The organism is Acinetobacter sp. WC-743, from assembly GCF_000335555.1.
Lineage (GTDB): Bacteria > Pseudomonadota > Gammaproteobacteria > Pseudomonadales > Moraxellaceae > Acinetobacter > Acinetobacter bereziniae.
The window spans coordinates 1-16,891 of sequence record NZ_AMFQ01000094.1 but is presented as its reverse complement, the minus strand read 5'-3'; the positions used below and the strand labels follow the sequence as shown (position 1 = coordinate 16,891).

The 16,891-nt window shown below is 39.3% G+C and carries 15 protein-coding genes and 5 pseudogenes; 10 read left to right on the top strand and 10 right to left on the bottom strand.

The annotated features are described in order from the left end of the window. Positions 1 to 38: 38 nt before the first annotated feature. Positions 39 to 3,005: a Tn3-like element ISAcsp1 family transposase gene (locus tag ACINWC743_RS13175; protein WP_004726714.1), complete on the bottom strand. Its 2,967-nt coding sequence runs from the start codon at positions 3,003 to 3,005 to the stop codon at positions 39 to 41. Between the two features lie 94 nt (positions 3,006 to 3,099). On the opposite strand from ACINWC743_RS13175, the gene ACINWC743_RS13170 reads away from it, so the two are divergent. From ACINWC743_RS13170 to ACINWC743_RS13165, 3 genes and pseudogenes are all read left to right on the top strand, one after another. Beyond that, the gene (locus ACINWC743_RS13170; protein WP_004726718.1) at positions 3,100 to 3,708 is read left to right on the top strand and encodes a recombinase family protein; all 609 of its coding nucleotides are present in this window, start codon (positions 3,100 to 3,102) and stop codon (positions 3,706 to 3,708) included. 33 nt (positions 3,709 to 3,741) lie between these two features. Then, a pseudogene (locus tag ACINWC743_RS23930) lies at positions 3,742 to 3,982 on the top strand (HNH endonuclease signature motif containing protein); the annotation flags it as partial. 552 nt (positions 3,983 to 4,534) lie between these two features. Continuing rightward, positions 4,535 to 5,767 carry an ATP-binding protein gene (locus ACINWC743_RS13165; RefSeq protein WP_009513514.1) on the top strand — a complete coding sequence of 411 codons (1,233 nt, stop codon included), beginning with the start codon at positions 4,535 to 4,537 and terminating at the stop codon, positions 5,765 to 5,767. 271 nt (positions 5,768 to 6,038) lie between these two features. On the opposite strand, the gene ACINWC743_RS13160 is transcribed toward ACINWC743_RS13165, so the two are convergent. Beyond that, positions 6,039 to 6,368: a DUF4236 domain-containing protein gene (locus tag ACINWC743_RS13160; RefSeq protein WP_000506885.1), complete on the bottom strand. Its 330-nt coding sequence runs from the start codon at positions 6,366 to 6,368 to the stop codon at positions 6,039 to 6,041. A 208-nt stretch (positions 6,369 to 6,576) separates the two neighbouring features. Between ACINWC743_RS13160 and ACINWC743_RS13155 the strand changes: the two genes are divergently transcribed. The 3 genes from ACINWC743_RS13155 to ACINWC743_RS13145 are packed head-to-tail and all read left to right on the top strand — an operon-like array spanning position 6,577 to position 8,451. Then, entirely contained in the window at positions 6,577 to 7,443 is an 867-nt protein-coding gene (locus tag ACINWC743_RS13155) for a WYL domain-containing protein (RefSeq protein ID WP_031956490.1), read from the top strand. 10 nt (positions 7,444 to 7,453) lie between these two features. Next, positions 7,454 to 7,966: a BrxA family protein gene (locus tag ACINWC743_RS13150; protein WP_009387007.1), complete on the top strand. Its 513-nt coding sequence runs from the start codon at positions 7,454 to 7,456 to the stop codon at positions 7,964 to 7,966. Then, positions 7,945 to 8,451, top strand: a complete 507-nt coding sequence (locus ACINWC743_RS13145) for a S16 family serine protease (RefSeq protein WP_009386988.1) — start codon at positions 7,945 to 7,947, stop codon at positions 8,449 to 8,451. The genes ACINWC743_RS13150 and ACINWC743_RS13145 overlap by 22 nt, the downstream gene beginning before the upstream one ends. 123 nt (positions 8,452 to 8,574) lie before the next feature. On the opposite strand, the pseudogene ACINWC743_RS13140 reads toward ACINWC743_RS13145, so the two are convergent. From ACINWC743_RS13140 to ACINWC743_RS25200, 4 genes and pseudogenes are all read right to left on the bottom strand, one after another. Next, positions 8,575 to 8,787: pseudogene (locus ACINWC743_RS13140) on the bottom strand (hypothetical protein); the annotation flags it as partial. Next, a pseudogene (locus ACINWC743_RS23925) lies at positions 8,772 to 8,930 on the bottom strand (IS5/IS1182 family transposase); the annotation flags it as partial. The pseudogenes ACINWC743_RS23925 and ACINWC743_RS13140, both read right to left, overlap by 16 nt. 254 nt (positions 8,931 to 9,184) lie before the next feature. Next, positions 9,185 to 9,889, bottom strand: a complete 705-nt coding sequence (locus tag ACINWC743_RS13135) for an IS6-like element IS1006 family transposase (protein ID WP_001067784.1) — start codon at positions 9,887 to 9,889, stop codon at positions 9,185 to 9,187. Positions 9,890 to 10,068: 179 nt separating this feature from the next. Continuing rightward, positions 10,069 to 10,302 (bottom strand): annotated as a pseudogene (locus tag ACINWC743_RS25200) (hypothetical protein); the annotation flags it as partial. Positions 10,303 to 10,306: 4 nt separating this feature from the next. On the opposite strand from ACINWC743_RS25200, the pseudogene ACINWC743_RS13125 reads away from it, so the two are divergent. Next, a pseudogene (locus ACINWC743_RS13125) lies at positions 10,307 to 11,218 on the top strand (IS3 family transposase); the annotation flags it as partial. Positions 11,219 to 11,285: 67 nt separating this feature from the next. Beyond that, positions 11,286 to 11,798, top strand: coding sequence for a cytochrome b (locus ACINWC743_RS13120; protein WP_004761014.1), 513 nt, complete (start codon positions 11,286 to 11,288; stop codon positions 11,796 to 11,798). Positions 11,799 to 11,952: 154 nt separating this feature from the next. On the opposite strand, the gene ACINWC743_RS13115 is transcribed toward ACINWC743_RS13120, so the two are convergent. From ACINWC743_RS13115 to ACINWC743_RS13100, 4 genes are all read right to left on the bottom strand, one after another. Continuing rightward, positions 11,953 to 12,654 carry a VIT1/CCC1 transporter family protein gene (locus ACINWC743_RS13115; RefSeq protein WP_004761016.1) on the bottom strand — a complete coding sequence of 234 codons (702 nt, stop codon included), beginning with the start codon at positions 12,652 to 12,654 and terminating at the stop codon, positions 11,953 to 11,955. A 158-nt stretch (positions 12,655 to 12,812) separates the two neighbouring features. Next, the gene (locus ACINWC743_RS13110) at positions 12,813 to 13,517 is read right to left on the bottom strand and encodes an IS6-like element IS1008 family transposase (RefSeq protein ID WP_001067790.1); all 705 of its coding nucleotides are present in this window, start codon (positions 13,515 to 13,517) and stop codon (positions 12,813 to 12,815) included. Between the two features lie 543 nt (positions 13,518 to 14,060). After that, the gene (locus ACINWC743_RS13105; RefSeq protein WP_000908082.1) at positions 14,061 to 14,348 is read right to left on the bottom strand and encodes a hypothetical protein; all 288 of its coding nucleotides are present in this window, start codon (positions 14,346 to 14,348) and stop codon (positions 14,061 to 14,063) included. A gap of 2 nt (positions 14,349 to 14,350) precedes the next feature. Beyond that, the gene (locus ACINWC743_RS13100) at positions 14,351 to 14,989 is read right to left on the bottom strand and encodes an AAA family ATPase (RefSeq protein WP_000585007.1); all 639 of its coding nucleotides are present in this window, start codon (positions 14,987 to 14,989) and stop codon (positions 14,351 to 14,353) included. A 402-nt stretch (positions 14,990 to 15,391) separates the two neighbouring features. On the opposite strand from ACINWC743_RS13100, the gene repM reads away from it, so the two are divergent. Next, positions 15,392 to 16,330, top strand: a complete 939-nt coding sequence (gene repM, locus ACINWC743_RS13095; protein WP_002046604.1) for a replication initiation protein RepM — start codon at positions 15,392 to 15,394, stop codon at positions 16,328 to 16,330. A 378-nt stretch (positions 16,331 to 16,708) separates the two neighbouring features. After that, the coding region (locus ACINWC743_RS24615; protein ID WP_009585794.1) for a hypothetical protein at positions 16,709 to 16,891 on the top strand (183 nt) is incomplete at its 3' end.

Below are 16,891 nucleotides of genomic sequence, written 5' to 3'. Positions count from 1 at the left end.
TTGTAGGGGTCGTCTCAGGAAACGGAAAATATAGCACGCTAAGGTTTTTCAATTGCGCGCAATGGCCTAAATTTTCCACCACCTATCTTGGCTTTGCTTCGCCATAGATAATCCCCAGTTAAATTGATGTGCTCCCACCCCAGCGGTGACAGATATTGCAGCAAGGTATCATCGACTGTGCGACCATGCCCTCGTAGGGCGTTAGTCGCTCTCTCTAAATAAACCGTGTTCCACAATACAATGGCGGCGGTCACTAGATTCAAGCCACTGGCTCGATAACGCTGTTGCTCAAAGCTTCGATCTCGAATCTCACCCAATCGATAAAAGAAAACGGCGCGCGCTAATGCATTACGGGCTTCACCTTTATTTAATCCAGCTTGAACCCGACGGCGTAGTTCTACGCTTTGCAACCAATCCAAGATAAACAGTGTGCGCTCAATACGCCCCAGCTCTCGTAATGCCAATGCCAAACCATTCTGTCGTGGATAACTACCGAGTTTACGTAGCATTAGCGACGCTGTGACAGTCCCTTGCTTGATTGATGCGGCCAGACGCAAAATATCGTCCCAATGAGTACGAATCTGTTTGATATTCAGTGTGCCGCCAATCATGGGTTTAAGTGCGGCATAGTCTATGTCTGACTTTGGAATATAGAGTTTCGTATCGCCCAGATCACGAATTCGTGGTGCAAATCGAAACCCTAGCATGTGCATGAGTGCAAAAACATGGTCGGTGAATCCAGCCGTATCGGTGTAGTGTTCCTCGATGCGTAAATCAGACTCGTGATACAGCAGCCCATCAAGAACATAGGTTGAATCACGAACGCCCACATTGATCAGCTTACTGCTAAATGGTGCGTATTGATCAGAAATGTGTGTATAAAATAACCTTCCAGGCTCTGCGCCATATTTTGGATTGATATGTCCTGTACTTTCAGCTCTGCCACCTGCGCGGAAGCGTTGGCCATCTGATGAGGAGGTAGTGCCATCTCCCCAGTTTTCAGCGAAAGGTTGTTTCAATTGAGCATTCACCAATTCGGCCAATGCCGTTGAATAAGTTTCATCACGGATATGCCAAGCCTGTAGCCATGAGAGTTTGGCATAAGTTGTACCAGGACATGATTCGGCCATTTTCGTCAGCCCTAAATTAATTGCATCAGCCAGTATGGTCGTGAGCAATAACGCTTTATCCTTCGCAGTGTCATCCGTTTTCAAATGAGTGAAGTGTCGAGTAAAGCCTGTCCATTCATCGACCTCCATTAATAATTCGGTGATCTTGATATGTGGTAACAGCATTGCTGTTTGGTCAATTAAAGTTTGGGCTGTATCAGGAGCCACGGCATCGAGAGGTGTTATTTTTAGACCAGATTGATTGATCATCGCATCAGGCAAATCGTTGGTCGCTGCCATGCGATTAATGATTGCTAATTTCTGCTCCAATAGTGAAAGGCGACTTTGCAAATATAGATCACAATCAGTAGTAATGGTTAGAGGTAACTCATTGGACTGTTTTAGCTGATTAAATTTATCAGCAGTCACTAAATACTCATCGAAGTCTTTGAATTGGCGAGAGCCTTGTACCCAGAGATCCCCAGCCCGTAGCGAGTTTTTAAGTTCAGATAACACACATATTTCGTAATAGCGGCGATCAATACCATCATCGGTAAAGACTAGTCTTGCCCACCGTTTTTTGATAAACGCTATTGGAGCATTAGAGGGGATTTTTCGTGTATTATCAACATTCATGCTGCGGAGCAACTCTACAGCGGCAAGCATATCTTTTGCTGCTGGGGCAGCACGCAATTTAAGTATGGCAAGAAGTTCTGGCGCGTAACGGCGTAAAGTTGCATAGCTCTCGCCAATTCGTGGTAAAAAATCAAAGTCTTCGGGTTGCGCCAGTTTTTCTGCCTCAGTAATACTTGCTGCAAAAGCATCCCATGAAATAACAGTTTCGATGGCGGCAAACGGATCACTGCCATTTTGCTTGGCATCTAGCAAGGCTTTCCCGATAAGCCCATACAAACGCACTTTGTCGTTGATCGCTTTACCTGATGATTGAAATTGTTGCTGGTGTTTATTTTTTGCGATAGCAAATAGCTTTCCAATAATGCGATCATGCAGGTCAATAATTTCGTCGGTGATCGTGGCCATACTCTCCACAACGATTGCTACCAAAGTGGCATATCGACGTTGAGATTCAAATCTGGCCAAATCAGCAGGAGTCATTTGCCCACCTTCGCGAGCAATTTTCAGTAAGCGATTTTGATGAACGTGTTTTCCAATGTCTTCAGGTAGATCGATGGCTTGTAAGCACTTCAGCCGCTCAATGTGCTCAAGCATGTACTTTGAGTTTGGTTTAGCTGGTGACTGTCTAAGCCACCCCAATATTGTCAGTTTGCTGCCCTCTTTACGGTTCAGCAAAGCATCTATATTTTGACGATGAGTTTCTGAAAGTGAGCTCGTCAAAGCAGTATAAATTATGCGGTTGGCAGATGTGATTGCTTCTGCGCAAATACTATCAATTGCATTTATAGCTGGCAAAAGGACTGATTTTTGTCGTAAATTTTCAACGAGAGTTGTGGCTAAAATAAGACCTTTATCTGTCTGAAGGGACAAATCCACCATCATATTGACCGATTGCCGATAGTCACTCAAGGTGAATAGTTTGAACCCAAAAACTTTTTTCAATTCGGCAATATGTTCTCGTCTTGTTTGCTCGCGCTGACCATAATCATTCCAGCAGTCCACTGATATACTAAGTTGAGCAGCCATCATGAAAAGTAAGGGTTTGAATGGTTCGTCGTTAATACCCAATATCACTCCAGGGTAACGCATGTAGCAAAGTTGAATTGCAAAGCCTAGCTTGTTGGATGCCCCTCGATGTTGATGGACTATGGATTTATCAGAATCACTCAGAGTGTAATGCTGAAGCATAAAAGCTCTATCATCTGGAATTTCGAACAGGCTTCCCAATTCCGTGGACGACAAAATAGAATGGCGCGGCATGGCTCATTAGTCCCAAATAAACTAAACTATTAAAGGTACATTATTTTGTACCGCCACGCTTAGCTTTGCGCTGCAATTTCGCAAGGAGGTTCAATTGGGACAGAATGCGGCCATTTATTGCCGAGTATCAACGAACGATCAGTCCTGCGAACGACAGGAATATGACCTACGTGCCTACGCCAATCGTTGCGGCTACGATGTTGTCGGTGTTTGGAAAGAAACTGCATCAGGCAGTAAGGATGAGAGATTGCAAAGAAAATACTTGATGACCATGGCGCAATCTCGTGAAATCGATGCCATCTTGGTGACGGAATTGACACGCTGGGGCAGAAGCACCGTGGATCTCGTACAGTCATTACAAGATCTTGGGCATTTCGGGGTATCTCTGGTGGCACAAACAGGTTTGCAGTTTGACCTTTCCACATCTCAGGGAAAGCTCATGGCTTCTGTGATGTCTGCATTAGCAGAGTTTGAGGGAGATTTACTACGTGAACGTGTGCGCTCTGGTGTAGCAGCGGCACAAGCGCGGGGCGTTGTGTTTGGTCGTCGTCCTGGTCAACGTACCAAGTCAGATCGTCTGGCACCTAAAGTGTTGGAGTTGGTGTCTGCTGGACACTCTTATCGACAAGTCGGTCGGCTGGTCAATCTAAGCAAAAATACCGTGTTGGATATCGTTAAAAGAAGTCGGAGTGAAAATCCTTAGCGTGCTATATTTTCCGTTTCCTGAGACGACCCCTTTTCGGCATTAACCAAGAGTCTGCTTAAGCACAATTTTCTGGTGGGTAATCATAACTTTTGCCTCATTTGTGATGGATTGATCTATCTTGATTCTACTGAATCGGATCATCGGATTGCCAAAGCCGTAGGTGGGCAAGGTGTTCTAGAGAATGGTCTGCTGGTTCATCCCATCTGTAATAGAATGAAATCAGATCTGAGTCTGGAAGAGATTAGAGCGGTTTGGTGAATTACTGTATTAATCAACAGAGCGATGAGCTCATTTTTGCAGATGTATCAATGATTAATCACATGATTTAACTTTTGATACATTCAGCCAATGTGGTTATTTTTAATTCAGTCCAGAATCACAACCAGAAACTAGCTGTAGTTTCTGAATGACCGTCAAGGTCCTTAGTTTCGCCCATAGATTCCCTCTGTGGGCTTTTTTTTTGATCAAAAATTGTATAGATGCTCTAAAATAAACCTTTTAGCATTTCATAAGCAATTAGGATTAAGGCTGAGACCATCAGCACAACAAAAATGAGTTCCACTCTAGTTAACATCTTAGTTCCATTTACTTTTCACTTAATTTATATAGCAGTTAACTCGTAGCATCAATGAAATAACATGACATGGAAAATAATCAAAAAGACAGAATTTGGATTTTGATCAGATCTGCATGTTTACATGCTTCTACAGTAGCTTTGAATGTTTCACTTAACCTTTAAACTTTTCTTAAAACTAAATATATTTACATATACATTCTAAAATTTGATAGAATTTATTAAAACTTTAGATTCTAAGTGTAAATAATGAGAAGCGCTAATATTCGACGTGATGGCTACTTAAAATTTCTGAATACATGGCAAGACCGTGATGTCATTAAAGTACTTTCAGGTGTGCGTCGCTCTGGAAAATCCACCTTATTGGCGATGTTTCAACAAGACCTAAAAGCACAGGGTGTACAAGCCGAAAACATCATTGCCATCAACTTCGAATTTATGGAATTTGAAGAACTCACCGATTACCGTAAACTACATGATTATGTATTGTCCAAAGTTGATAAAAGTAAAAAAAACTATGTTTTTTTAGATGAAATACAACATGTTACAAATTTTGAGAAAGTAGTCGACTCTTTATATGTTCGGGATTATATCGATTTATATATTACAGGTTCAAATGCATTCTTTCTAAGTGGAGAACTTGCGACGTTACTCACAGGACGCTATATCGAGCAACATGTTTTACCCTTGTCATTCCAAGAGTTTAAACAGTGGCATATTGAAAATAATCCGATCATCCAACAATTATCCAATCGTGATTTGTATGCCATGTACACGCACAGTAGTTTCCCCTATACGCTTGCCATGACTAGTCAGCAGGAAACCTATGATTACTTGCAAGCGGTCTATGCCAGTGTAATGTTTAAAGATGTTATTCCTCGTTTGAATACTGCTGATATTAACTCTCTCGAGCGTGTCGCAAGATATTTGGCAAGCGTGACAGGCTCACCCATTTCCATCAATAAAATTAAAAATACCTTTGTTTCAAGCGGGGTTAAAATCTCATTTGAAACAGTAAAACGCTATATTCAGGGCTTACAGGACAGTTTGTTATTTTATAGTGCCGCACAATTTAAAGTACGCGGGCGTGAGTTATTACAATCCTCTGAAAAATACTATTTAGTTGATGTCGGATTGCGCCGGATTATGTTGCCTGATGCTAATGCTGATCAAGGTCATATCTTAGAAAATGTGATTTATCTTGAGCTTGTCAGACGAGGTTATACGGTCTATGTAGGGCGGGTTGATGAATATGAAATTGATTTTGTTGCTGTCGATACTTTACAGAATTTAACTTATTATCAGGTGGCATTAGAAACGCTCAATGAGGAGACACTCAGCCGAGAGTTACGTCCATTACAGAAAATTTCTGATTCGTATCCCAAATATTTACTTACCTTAGACACGATAGGGGCTGAAGCAAATTATAATGGTATTGTAAAAATGAGTGCTCTCGATTGGTTGCTATCTGAAAATAAGTAAAGTTGAGGGTAGACATGAATACTCTTATTTATTGATTAAAACTCAAAGACTTTTCAGCATCATCCAAGAATGTATTCAAGCATAATTTCTGCTCCAATTGTGATGGATCGATTTACCTCGATTCGATTGAGTCAGACCCTCATGATTGAGCCAGAGTCGCTTACTGAAAGTAGCGAGAATTGCGCTGGAGTTTCTGAAGGATATTAATTCCTTAGTTTGCCCATTCATCCATCTGGGCATTTTTTTTGATTAAAATACAATGCGGTTCTTGCTAAAAAATGACGGCACCCACCATAAAACACAATATTCCAAAAATAATCCAAGGCCAGATCTTTGTCTTCGGTTGTTCTAAATTCTGAGGATTATATTCCGTGTGTTCTAGCGATGTCGGTTGTGGAACACGGGTCTTTTTAGAGTAAGGTTGGTGTTTAGAGTAAGATAGTCCCGTACCTGGAATGCCGACACTGGTTCGCGTACCTTTTTTCCCAATATTTAGAGAAGCACCAGGTTTGCCAATGCTGGCACTGCTGATGCCTTTATGGGTCAGATTAATTTTAAAACCCGGGAATAATTTAATACTTTTACGAAATCTAAAACCCATATTGCTCTCATTCTAAAACTTAGCTCAATTCACGCGCTATACCAGGATCCATGATCTGCTAGAGATCGTACTTTGACGGCTATCATCAGGATACTAGTATATTTTTTATCTGATGATTGCAATACTACCTTTAAATACCGTCAAAAATCTTTACTGTATATTTGCTGTAGGGTAATCTTAAAACTGCTATTTATTGACTGATTGGTATATGACGACAGATAAGCATGAGGTGCTTCTTAGGATGCGGGCGATCGAGCTCCTTGCATATTGGGAAGGTCGTTTGGTTACCAATCGTTTGATGAGCTGGTTTGGACTGAGTCGACAACAGGCTTCTGCGGATATCAAGCGCTATAATACGCTGTATAACCCCGATGCCTTGATTCATGATCCCTCAGTCAAGGGTTATGTGCCTAAAGCCAGCTTCCAGCCTGTACTGACTACAGCGCATATCAATGAATATCTCAATATGCTCTCGGGCTTGGTCAGTGAATCGCATGCCCTGATTGCGATGCCAGAACCGAATCTTGCAGCAGTTCAATTACCTGATCGCAGTGTGCGTCCTGAAGTCATCAGGGAAGTGTTGCGTGCCTGTCGAACACAAAGCTGTCTCAAAATTATTTATGCCTCCATGCAGAATCCGCAGTGGCATGAACGCATGATTTCCCCACATACCCTGGTGTATACCGGTTTTCGCTGGCATGTCCGTGCCTATTGCCATCAGAGCAAGCAGTTTAAGGACTTTTTACTCTCCAGAATTGATCGCACACCTGTTGTGGTGGCGATTGAGTCAGTAGACCCTGCTCAGGATCAGCAATGGCATGAAGAAATTGTACTGACGCTGATCCCGAATCCAAAATTGAATGAAGCTCAAAAAGCGCTGGTCGAAAAAGACTTCGGCATGCCTGATGGCAGATTACAGATTCCGGTGAAAAAAGCCCTGGCTCACTATACCTTGCAGCGCTATCAGGCCGCGATCACGCTGGCTGAGGCGGATGATGCCTTGAAATATCCCTTGGTACTACAACGCTCAGATATCGAAAAGCTGTCGTCTTACCTGTTTGATCAGGCCTCATAGGAGATTGGCCATGTTAGAACAATTTCATTATGACAGTGACCTGATTGGTGGCTCCCTGATGGTGCGTGAAAGCCGGCTGATCGCGGATCTGTTATTACGAGAAGCGACTCCAGAACAATGGCATCAGGCCATTCAGATTGACAATATTCTGCAAAAAAGAACTGCGGCTTCGGCGCAACGCAATGCCACCGCTATTCGCAAGCGCCTGGAGCGTTTAGAACCTGATTTCTGGAAAGCTTTGCGTGATGGCGATGATGAGCTGGCGACCCAGGTGGCTTTTTGTGGGGCTTTAGAACGGAACCTTTTACTGATTGAGTTTATGGAAACGGTGATGAGAGAGGCCTATATCTCTCAGGCTCAATACCTGGACAGTTATATCTGGTCAGATTTTCTGGAGAAGAACATTTTGTCTCAGTCAAAGAGCAGGGTGGAGGTGGACTTATTCCCGAAGGTCCTGCTAAACCAGGCTTCCTGTATACCATTGGCCTCAGTAATAAGGGCATGCCAGGCTTATACCGCTTAGAACTTCAAGTCACTAAAGGTTCAGGAAAATTGGCGACATCTGGCTTATGGAATTCAAGTAGTGCCAAAGAGCAGGTCAAGATTGCTTTTGATTACTTCAAGGCCAATGCATCCCGGATCTCGGGGGGGAGTAAGGTGCTGGAACATGATTTCCATTTACATGTGGTGGAATTACAGAATACCGGCCCGCTCAGCCATCTTGCTCTGCCAAGTTTAGTGGCTTTCGCTTCTGGCCTCTTAGGACGATCGGTTCAAAGTCAGATGGTGGTACTGGGTGATATGAGCTTGGGTGGTTCAGTGACACCGGTGGAAAGTATTGCCGAATGTCTGCAAGTTGCTTTTGATGCGGGTGCCAAGAAGGTTGCTTTGCCAATGAGTAGTGCGGCAGATATCCCAACGATTCCTGTGGAACTGTTTACCAAGTTCCAGACCAGCTTTTATGCAGATCCGGTAGATGCTGTGTTTAAGGGGCTAGGGGTGGATTAATTTCATATCTGTCTGGAAGAGTTACAGTAGATTGTTTTAAATTCAGTTTCTCAAGTTAAACACCATGTTGTAAAAGCATAATACTGCCTCTTTTAAAGAGCTAGTATTTTAGGGGGGATTACCCTTCATTTTTTCTTGATCAGATATCTGTTGTATTTTGACAGGATTTTGTTGATCTAAATATTTTTGATACCAAACACGCAATGTTTCAGGAGTACAACCGATTTTAGGATCAATAGCTGTGATTGCTGCCCAAGTAGAAGGATAATCTTTTTCAGATTCAATTAGGGTCTGTTGACATTTACTGTTCATAATTAAACCTATAAAGGTAGCCATAAAAATATACAGGCTAAGGCAACAGCACTTTGATAATTTCTTTTGAGCTTGTCATATCGAGTAGCTATCCCTCTAAATTGTTTTAATCTACAAAACATATTTTCAACTAAATGCCTGATTTTATATAAATACCAGTCCATATGATAACAATAAGATAACGATGATCTGACCAATTTAATTTCTTTGCAATTCGCTAAAAAATACACATAAGAAAAACCCAACCGAATATACTCAGGCTAGGTTTTATCTCATTATTTTTCAAGTCAGTTCTAGTGAAATTGGCTAAAATTCAGCTTGTATTTCAATGTCGAACTTAGAAGTTGTATTCAAGACCTACTGTGAAGTGGCACTGTTGCAAATAGAGATTTGAGTCGATGATGTTCCCTTTAAAAAGTACTTAGAGACCGAAAACCCTGTTGATTAGACACACTTCACCCTGAGGCTGACCATAATAAAATGACGATGCTTGTCCTTTACGTAGTGCACGCATGACTTCAATACCTTTAATTGTGGCATAAGCCGTCTTCATAGATTTGAATCCTAATGTGGCCCTGATGATCCGCTTTAGCTTGCCATGATCACATTCAATCACGTTATTTTTATACTTAATCTGCCTGTGCTCAAGGTCTGGTGGACATTTACCTTCCCGTTTTAACCGTGATAAAGCACGTCCATATGTGGGTGCTTTATCCGTGTTGATCACTTGTGGAATTTGCCACTTCTTCACATTATTTAAAATTTTTCCAAGAAAACAATATGCTGATTTGGTATTACGTCTAGAAGAAAGATAAAAATCAATGGTATCGCCACGTTGATCGACTGCACGATACAGATAAGACCATCGTCCATTCACTTTTACATAGGTTTCATCAATATGCCACGAGCTCAGATCTGTAGGATTACGCCAATACCAGCGTAAACGTTTTTCTATTTCAGGAGCATAACGTTGAACCCAACGGTAAATAGTCGTGTGATCAACATTCACACCCCGTTCGGCCAGCATTTCCTGCAGTTCACGATAGCTAATGCCATATTTACAATACCAGCGCACAGCCCAAAGAATGATTTCGCCCTGAAAATGCCGACCATGGAAAGGATTCATATGCTGCACCTTTAGCTAAAACAGTCTTCAGCTTACCATTCGTGGTTATTTGCAACAGTGCCCTTTTTAAAGGGAACATCATCGACTCAAATCTCTATTTGCAACAGTGCCCTCTAATCTTAACTTCAATTAAATGCTCAAATAAAAGAGTAATTATAAATGAGTCCTTGCGATTTAAGTTATTCATCGTCTTTGTGATGATCATTATCTAATAGCTTACAAGTAAAAATTATTGCTAATATGACTAGGCTAGAAGAAATACCAGCATATAAGTTGGCTAAAGTTCCACCAAAAACAACAATATCTTCTAAAAACAAGATGACTATAACTATAATAGATACATGTAATATAATAACTTTTAGATCATGAAACTTATTAATTGATAGTGTCTTAAGAAAAGAACTATTGTCAAAGAGAATTCTTAAAAAAAGCAGTAGCGTACTTTGCCAAAGAAAGTCAGTGAGGTACGCCTGCATGAAACAGTATAAAGATACATACCCAATCACCATAATGGCGAAGCTGTTAAAAGTTTCAGTATCAAGATTTTATGAGTGGTTGAAAAGTGGCTTAAGCCAAAAACAAATTCGAAGAAATCAGCAGACTATCATGGTGAAAATAGCACATCAGGAGACCAATGAAAGCTATGGCTATATTCGCCTGAGTAAGCATTTACACGCTCAAGGTGTTCAAATTAGCCAATATGCAGTACGTACAATAAAGAAGGTCAATAAACTCTTTTGCAAGCGCCATAAGCGCTTTAAAAGAACAACAAACAGTGATCACAACCGTCCCGTCTACAAAAACTTATTAGAGCAAAAATTTAACGTGAGCACTCCAAACCACGCGTGGGTAAGTGACATTACCTACATTTGGACAAACGAAGGATGGCTATATCTGGCTGCTTCAAAGGATCTTTATACAAAGCAGGTTGTTGGCTATAGTCTAAATGAACGTATGACAGCACAGTTGGTCTGTGATGCTCTTAAAATGGCTATTCGGAATCAAAAACCGCCACAAGGCTTAATTGTTCACTCAGACAGAGGCAGTCAATATTGCAGTCATGTATATCGAAATATGATTGAAAAATATGATTTTCAAGGTTCAATGAGTAAGCGTGGAGACTGCTTTGATAATGCACCAATTGAAAGCTTCTGGGGCATATTAAAGAATGAACTTATACACCATCGTACTTATGAAACGAGGGAAAAAGCGAAAGCAGATATTACAAAATACATAGAGCTATTTTATAATCAGCAAAGAATCCAAAAAGGATTGGATTTTAAGACACCAAATCAAATGGCAGAGGACTTTTACAGGTTGGCTGTCTAGAATCCTCCCAAGCGAAAGCCTCCGTTTTTATCAACACACATCAATATTTAAAATTCAGGAAAAAAATATGAACAATAATTATCCTAAACCTATGATAATAATGCACTGGATTACCTTTGTTTTAGTTGTAATTGTATATTTGACGAGTGGAGATCCAACAAGAACAGGTTTGCAGGGCCAGATTCATGTTATAGGTGGAATTTCAATATTTATTCTATTTTTCGTGCGGTTGAGTGTTGTTTTTCTCTATAAAAGAAGTATTCCTCAAAATGAGATCATTAATCCGTATCAAATAAAATTATTTAAAATTGTCAGATTTACGCTTTACGTAAGTTTATGTGTCGTTCCAATAGCGGGCTGGCTTGCATTATCGAGTTTCACTGATAACTTCCAAGTATTCTCTTTAAATTTGCCACTTTTGAGCAGTGTTAGAGAGGTTAAATATATTGGTCAGATGCATCAATTTTTAGGTAACTTCTTTATTACAGTCGTAGGTTTACATGCTTGTGCTGCATTAATCCACCATTTTATTTTCAAAGATAATGTATTAAAAAGTATGCTTTTTAAAAAAATGAAATGATTTAGATCTATAACTATAGAAAATAGGCATATTGTTCACCTAGAACAACATGCTTTATTGATATAAAGCATGTCAGATAGGTCAGGTATTTCTATAGACTTATTATCTATACTCCTCATGGAGTGGGAATATTTGGATTATACAAAAAAGGATCTTATGCCACCGCAACATTAAATAATGATCCAATCCAAGCACTGAATAACATGGCAATAATACCCCAAATCATTACCCGAATCGAACCTCTCCAAATACTGGCGCCGCCCGCATAACTGGCCAAGGCACCCATAATTCCGAGACTTAATACCCCAATCAGCATGACGCCTTTCTCTAAGTATCGCTCAGGCAGAAGCATAATTGAAATTAAAGGAAATAATGAGCCTACAGTAAATGCAATGGCTGAAGAGAAGGCAGCACGAAACGGCTGGGCAGAAGTATGATCTGAAATACCAATTTCATCACGCGCATGTGCATCTAAAGCATTGTGTGCAGTCAGTTGTTGCGCGACTTCTTGCGCTAAAGCGGGTTGTAATCCACGCTGTATGTAAATATTTTTTAGCTCATTTAATTCATGTTCAGGATGGCGTTGCAGTTCACGTTCTTCCATCTGCAGATCATTCTTTTCAATGTCTTGTTGCGATTTAACGGAGATGTATTCACCTGCAGCCATCGATGCAGCTCCAGATATTAATCCGGCGATACAGGTCACCAGTACAGTATGGGTAGATGCTCCACTGGCTGCGATTCCCACCACGAGACTTGTGACTGAAATAATCCCGTCATTTGCCCCCAGCACAGCTGCACGCAACCATCCCGCACGTTCGATGTAATGTTTTTCAATATGATAAGAATGGCGCACAAGGTATATCCTTTTTGTTATCAGGATGATTATAATAAATTTATTTCATCTGTAGAGATTATTATTGGCTAATTTCAAAAACCGTGATTAAAAGGCAAAAAAATTTGGCACTGTTGCAAATAGAGATTTGAGTCGATGAAGTTCCTTTTTAAAAGTGCTTAGAGACCGAAAACCCTGTTGATTAGACACACTTCACCTTGAGGCTGACCATAATAAAATGACGATGCTTGTCCTTTACGTAGTGCACGCATGACTTCAATACCTTTAATTGTGGCATAAGCCGTCTTCATAGATTTGAATCCTAATGTGGCCCTGATGATCCGCTTTAACTTACCATGATCACATTCAATGACATTATTTTTATACTTAATCTGCCTGTGCTCAATATCTACTGGACATTTTCCTTCTCGCTTTAACCGTGATAAAGCATGGCCATAGGTCGCTGCTTTATCTGTATTGATGACCCGTGGAATTTGCCATTTTTTCACCGTATTGAAGATCTTTCCTAAAAAACAATAGGCTGATTTACTGTTCCGTCTAGCGGAAAGGTAAAAGTCAATCGTATGACCCCGTTGATCAACTGCACGATACAGGTAAGTCCATCGCCCCTTCACTTTGATATAAGTCTCATCCATATGCCATGAATGTAAATCTGTAGGATTACGCCAATACCAGCGTAAGCGTTTTTCCATTTCTGGAGCATAACGCTGAACCCAACGATAAATTGTGGTGTGGTCAACATTCACACCTCGTTCAGCGAGCATTTCTTGAAGTTCACGATAGCTGATGCCATATTTACAATACCAACGAACAGCCCAAAGAATGATTTCACCTTGAAAGTGCCGACCATGGAAGGGATTCATCTGCTGTATCTCGAAATAAATAAGATATTTAGCTTATCATGTCAGCCTATTTGCAACAGTGCCTATGCGAGCAGTTACTTATACTGCTCTTTCTCATGTCCTAAAAGCCTTTGACCATGTCAAATCGCAACATTGAGGTTATCTTGTTTTGGAATAAGCGTGGTCATTGTATGAAAGTGTTGATACATGATGGACTGGGTATTCAAAGCTCTACGGTTGAAACAAGCAACATTTCACTGGACTCAAACTCATCATAGTGAAACAATTACAAGCATTGATTCAGAGTTTCGCTTGATAAAGAATTTGACAATGTGCATCAAACATCATGACATCAATTCAGTCAGCCAAGCTGAATAGCCTAGATCCGTGTCTGTGCAGAAAAGGACGCCTTCATATAAAATAACTCAAATAGATAAATTACCACCACACTGCTAGAGCCTGAGCTGAATTTAAAAATATCTATAGGGTTCACCGGGGACTTACAGTAAATTTAACTTGGATAAAAAATATCCCCCTTAAAAAAGTGGGATATTTTTAATTTATTTATTTATTTAATATTTCTTTTAATTCATCTGCACTATATGTCGATAAATTTTCTATAGCTGCTCGAACAATACTTGAACGATTTATTCTTGCATTTTGCCCTTTTACAACCAGCTCATCAATTAGTTTACTAATATCTTCATTGAGAGAAAAAGTGTAACGAATAAATTTTTTTTCACTTGATTCTAAAGCCTTTACCCTCTTTTCTGCACCAGATATAAATGCATCTAACATTTTATCTTGTTCAGTAGGTTCAGGTTTTTTGTTTAGCCCAGTTAAACCAGCCATAGTTATACTCCTAAAAACTCTCTTGCAATACTTTCAATTTCAGCTTTCGCTTTAGGATCACTATTTACTTCAAAAACCGAAAGCCCATTTTCATCTGCATCATCATAAACATTTCGATTTGTTGTGATTGAATTCAATGCATCAATACCAAATGATTTGCATGCCTCTTTTGCATCTAAAATTCTTTGAACTTGAGAAGGAAGAGTTGGACACTGAGTAATAATTGCTCTAGCTTTCAGATTTGGATTTACTGTCTTTGCTAATTTTAAAACTTGTTCCATATGATCTAAAGTTTTTAGATCTCTTCGTTTGGGTCTAAACGGCAATAACATATGTGTAGCTATAGTCATTGCTGAACGTAATGCTTCAGAATCCTGTCCACCTGCATCAATGATAATATCTTGGTATCTTTTATCTAAATCTTTTAAAACTGAACGTATATTCCCTGATGCTTGTACTGATGGAATATTATTTAATTCATCGTTTTCATCTCTTTCTTTGACCCAATCTGTTGTTGTTCCTTGAGGGTCAGCATCTAATAAGAGGACGTCTCTTTGACTTTGTTGTAAGTAAACTGCAAGATTTTGAGCTAAACAGCTTTTACCAGCACCGCCTTTTTCACCACCAACTAAGATAATCATAATTTATGTAAGTTACGTAAGTTTGTTTGTGTATAATTTAACGGTGATTTATGAAGTAATCAACTATCATGAAAAAAAAATTAAAAAAAAGTTATCCACAAAAGAATGGTCTTTTTGAATTTATATATATTTATTTAAATTTATTATTTATATCTCTGCTCAAAGCTTGACTAGCAAAGGGATACAGGAAGTATATGTTGACAAATTCCTACCAATAAGTTGACTTTTTCCTGTTTCTGAGTTGACATATTCCTACCAATAAGTTGACTTTTTCCTGTTTCTAAGTTGACAAATTCTGTGCATAAGTTGACAAATTCTTTTATTAAAAATACTTTCATTTGTGGACGTTAAGTAGTATTGTCAATATATCTATTTATAACATTTTCCTTAATATATCTCCCTATGAGTAACATAGTATATAAAGATAATAATTTGGTTGAAGCATCGTATTCACTAAATCTATCTGAGCAAAGGCTAATATTAATTGCGATCATTGCTGCTCGAGAAATTGAGAAAGAACTTACTTCTGATACTATACTTACGATTCATGCTTCTGAATACATGAAACAGTTTAATTTAGGACGTCAAGCATCTTATGAAGCGTTACAATCTGCATGTGATAATCTTTTTGAACGGCATTTGAATTATAAAGCAGTAGATCCTATAACTGGAAAAATAGGAATATACAAAAGTAGGTGGGTTTCAAAAGTTGGTTATGTTAAGGAAGAGGGATGCGTCCAACTAATTTTTGCACCAGATATTATCCCCTTATTTGTAAAACTTGAAGAAAAGTTCACAAGATATGAACTTAAACAAATCTCACCACTTACAAGCATTTATGCTATTCGCCTGTATGAGTTACTCATACGTTGGAGATCAACTGGTAAGTTATATATTTCTATAGATGAGCTTAGATCAAAACTCGGATTGATAGAAGATGAATATAAAAAGATGGGAGACTTTAAAAAAAGGGTTCTTACCGTAGCTTTAAATCAAATTAACAAATTTACGGATATTACTGTTTCTTATATACAAAAAAAGGAGGGAAGAAATATTTCAGAATTACATTTCATGTTTGAAGAAAAAGAACAAAATAAAACGAGTACAAGTGCTCCTTTAGAGCCAACTTATAAATTGACAGCTAAGCAATGTATATTCTTTGCTAAAAAGCTATGTGATATTACTAACTATCCAAAATTTGGTAATGATTTCGCACATCGTGGAGAGACTCTAGAAGACTTTCAGGAAAGGATATCAAGTGATCTTCTTGATAGCGATAATGTTAGAAAGTATTTTTCTTATTTGTTAGAAGTTGGTTATGCTCCTAAATACAAGAAGTAACCCTTTAGTTAATTGTCACTTTAAACAAAAGACCACGCCCTTTCATACTAAGTTTTTAATTAAGATTGCTTTCATGTGATTTTAATATGAATTAGCATAAGTTACATAACTTATGCTGGTTAAGTAACCACCTATCCTGCCTTTATAATTTATTGCTGCAGTTCTCATCATCATTGGAATAAGTGGACAGATTCCTGACACGGAATACTATAACTGAGGTCACCTAAATAGGATGCATAAGTTATGCAAGTTACGCCACTTAAATAAGTTAAGGCGCTAAAGCGATAAAAGCTACATGATAGCCAGTACTGAGCACTGGCGATCTAAGTCAATGCTGCAGTTCTCATCATCATTGGAATAAGTGGACAAATTCCTGACATGGAAATTGCAGCGAGATTGGCTAAAGTTACTGCACTGATTATCAGTCGAGATGTCGTTATTGATTATGCCTTATACGGAACTCCAGAATTAGCCCTCGTTGCGAACAACAAAGCCAGAAATCCTGCAGTTCCGCGGACGCTGATAAGTAGACAGATTCCTGACACGGAATACTATAACTTA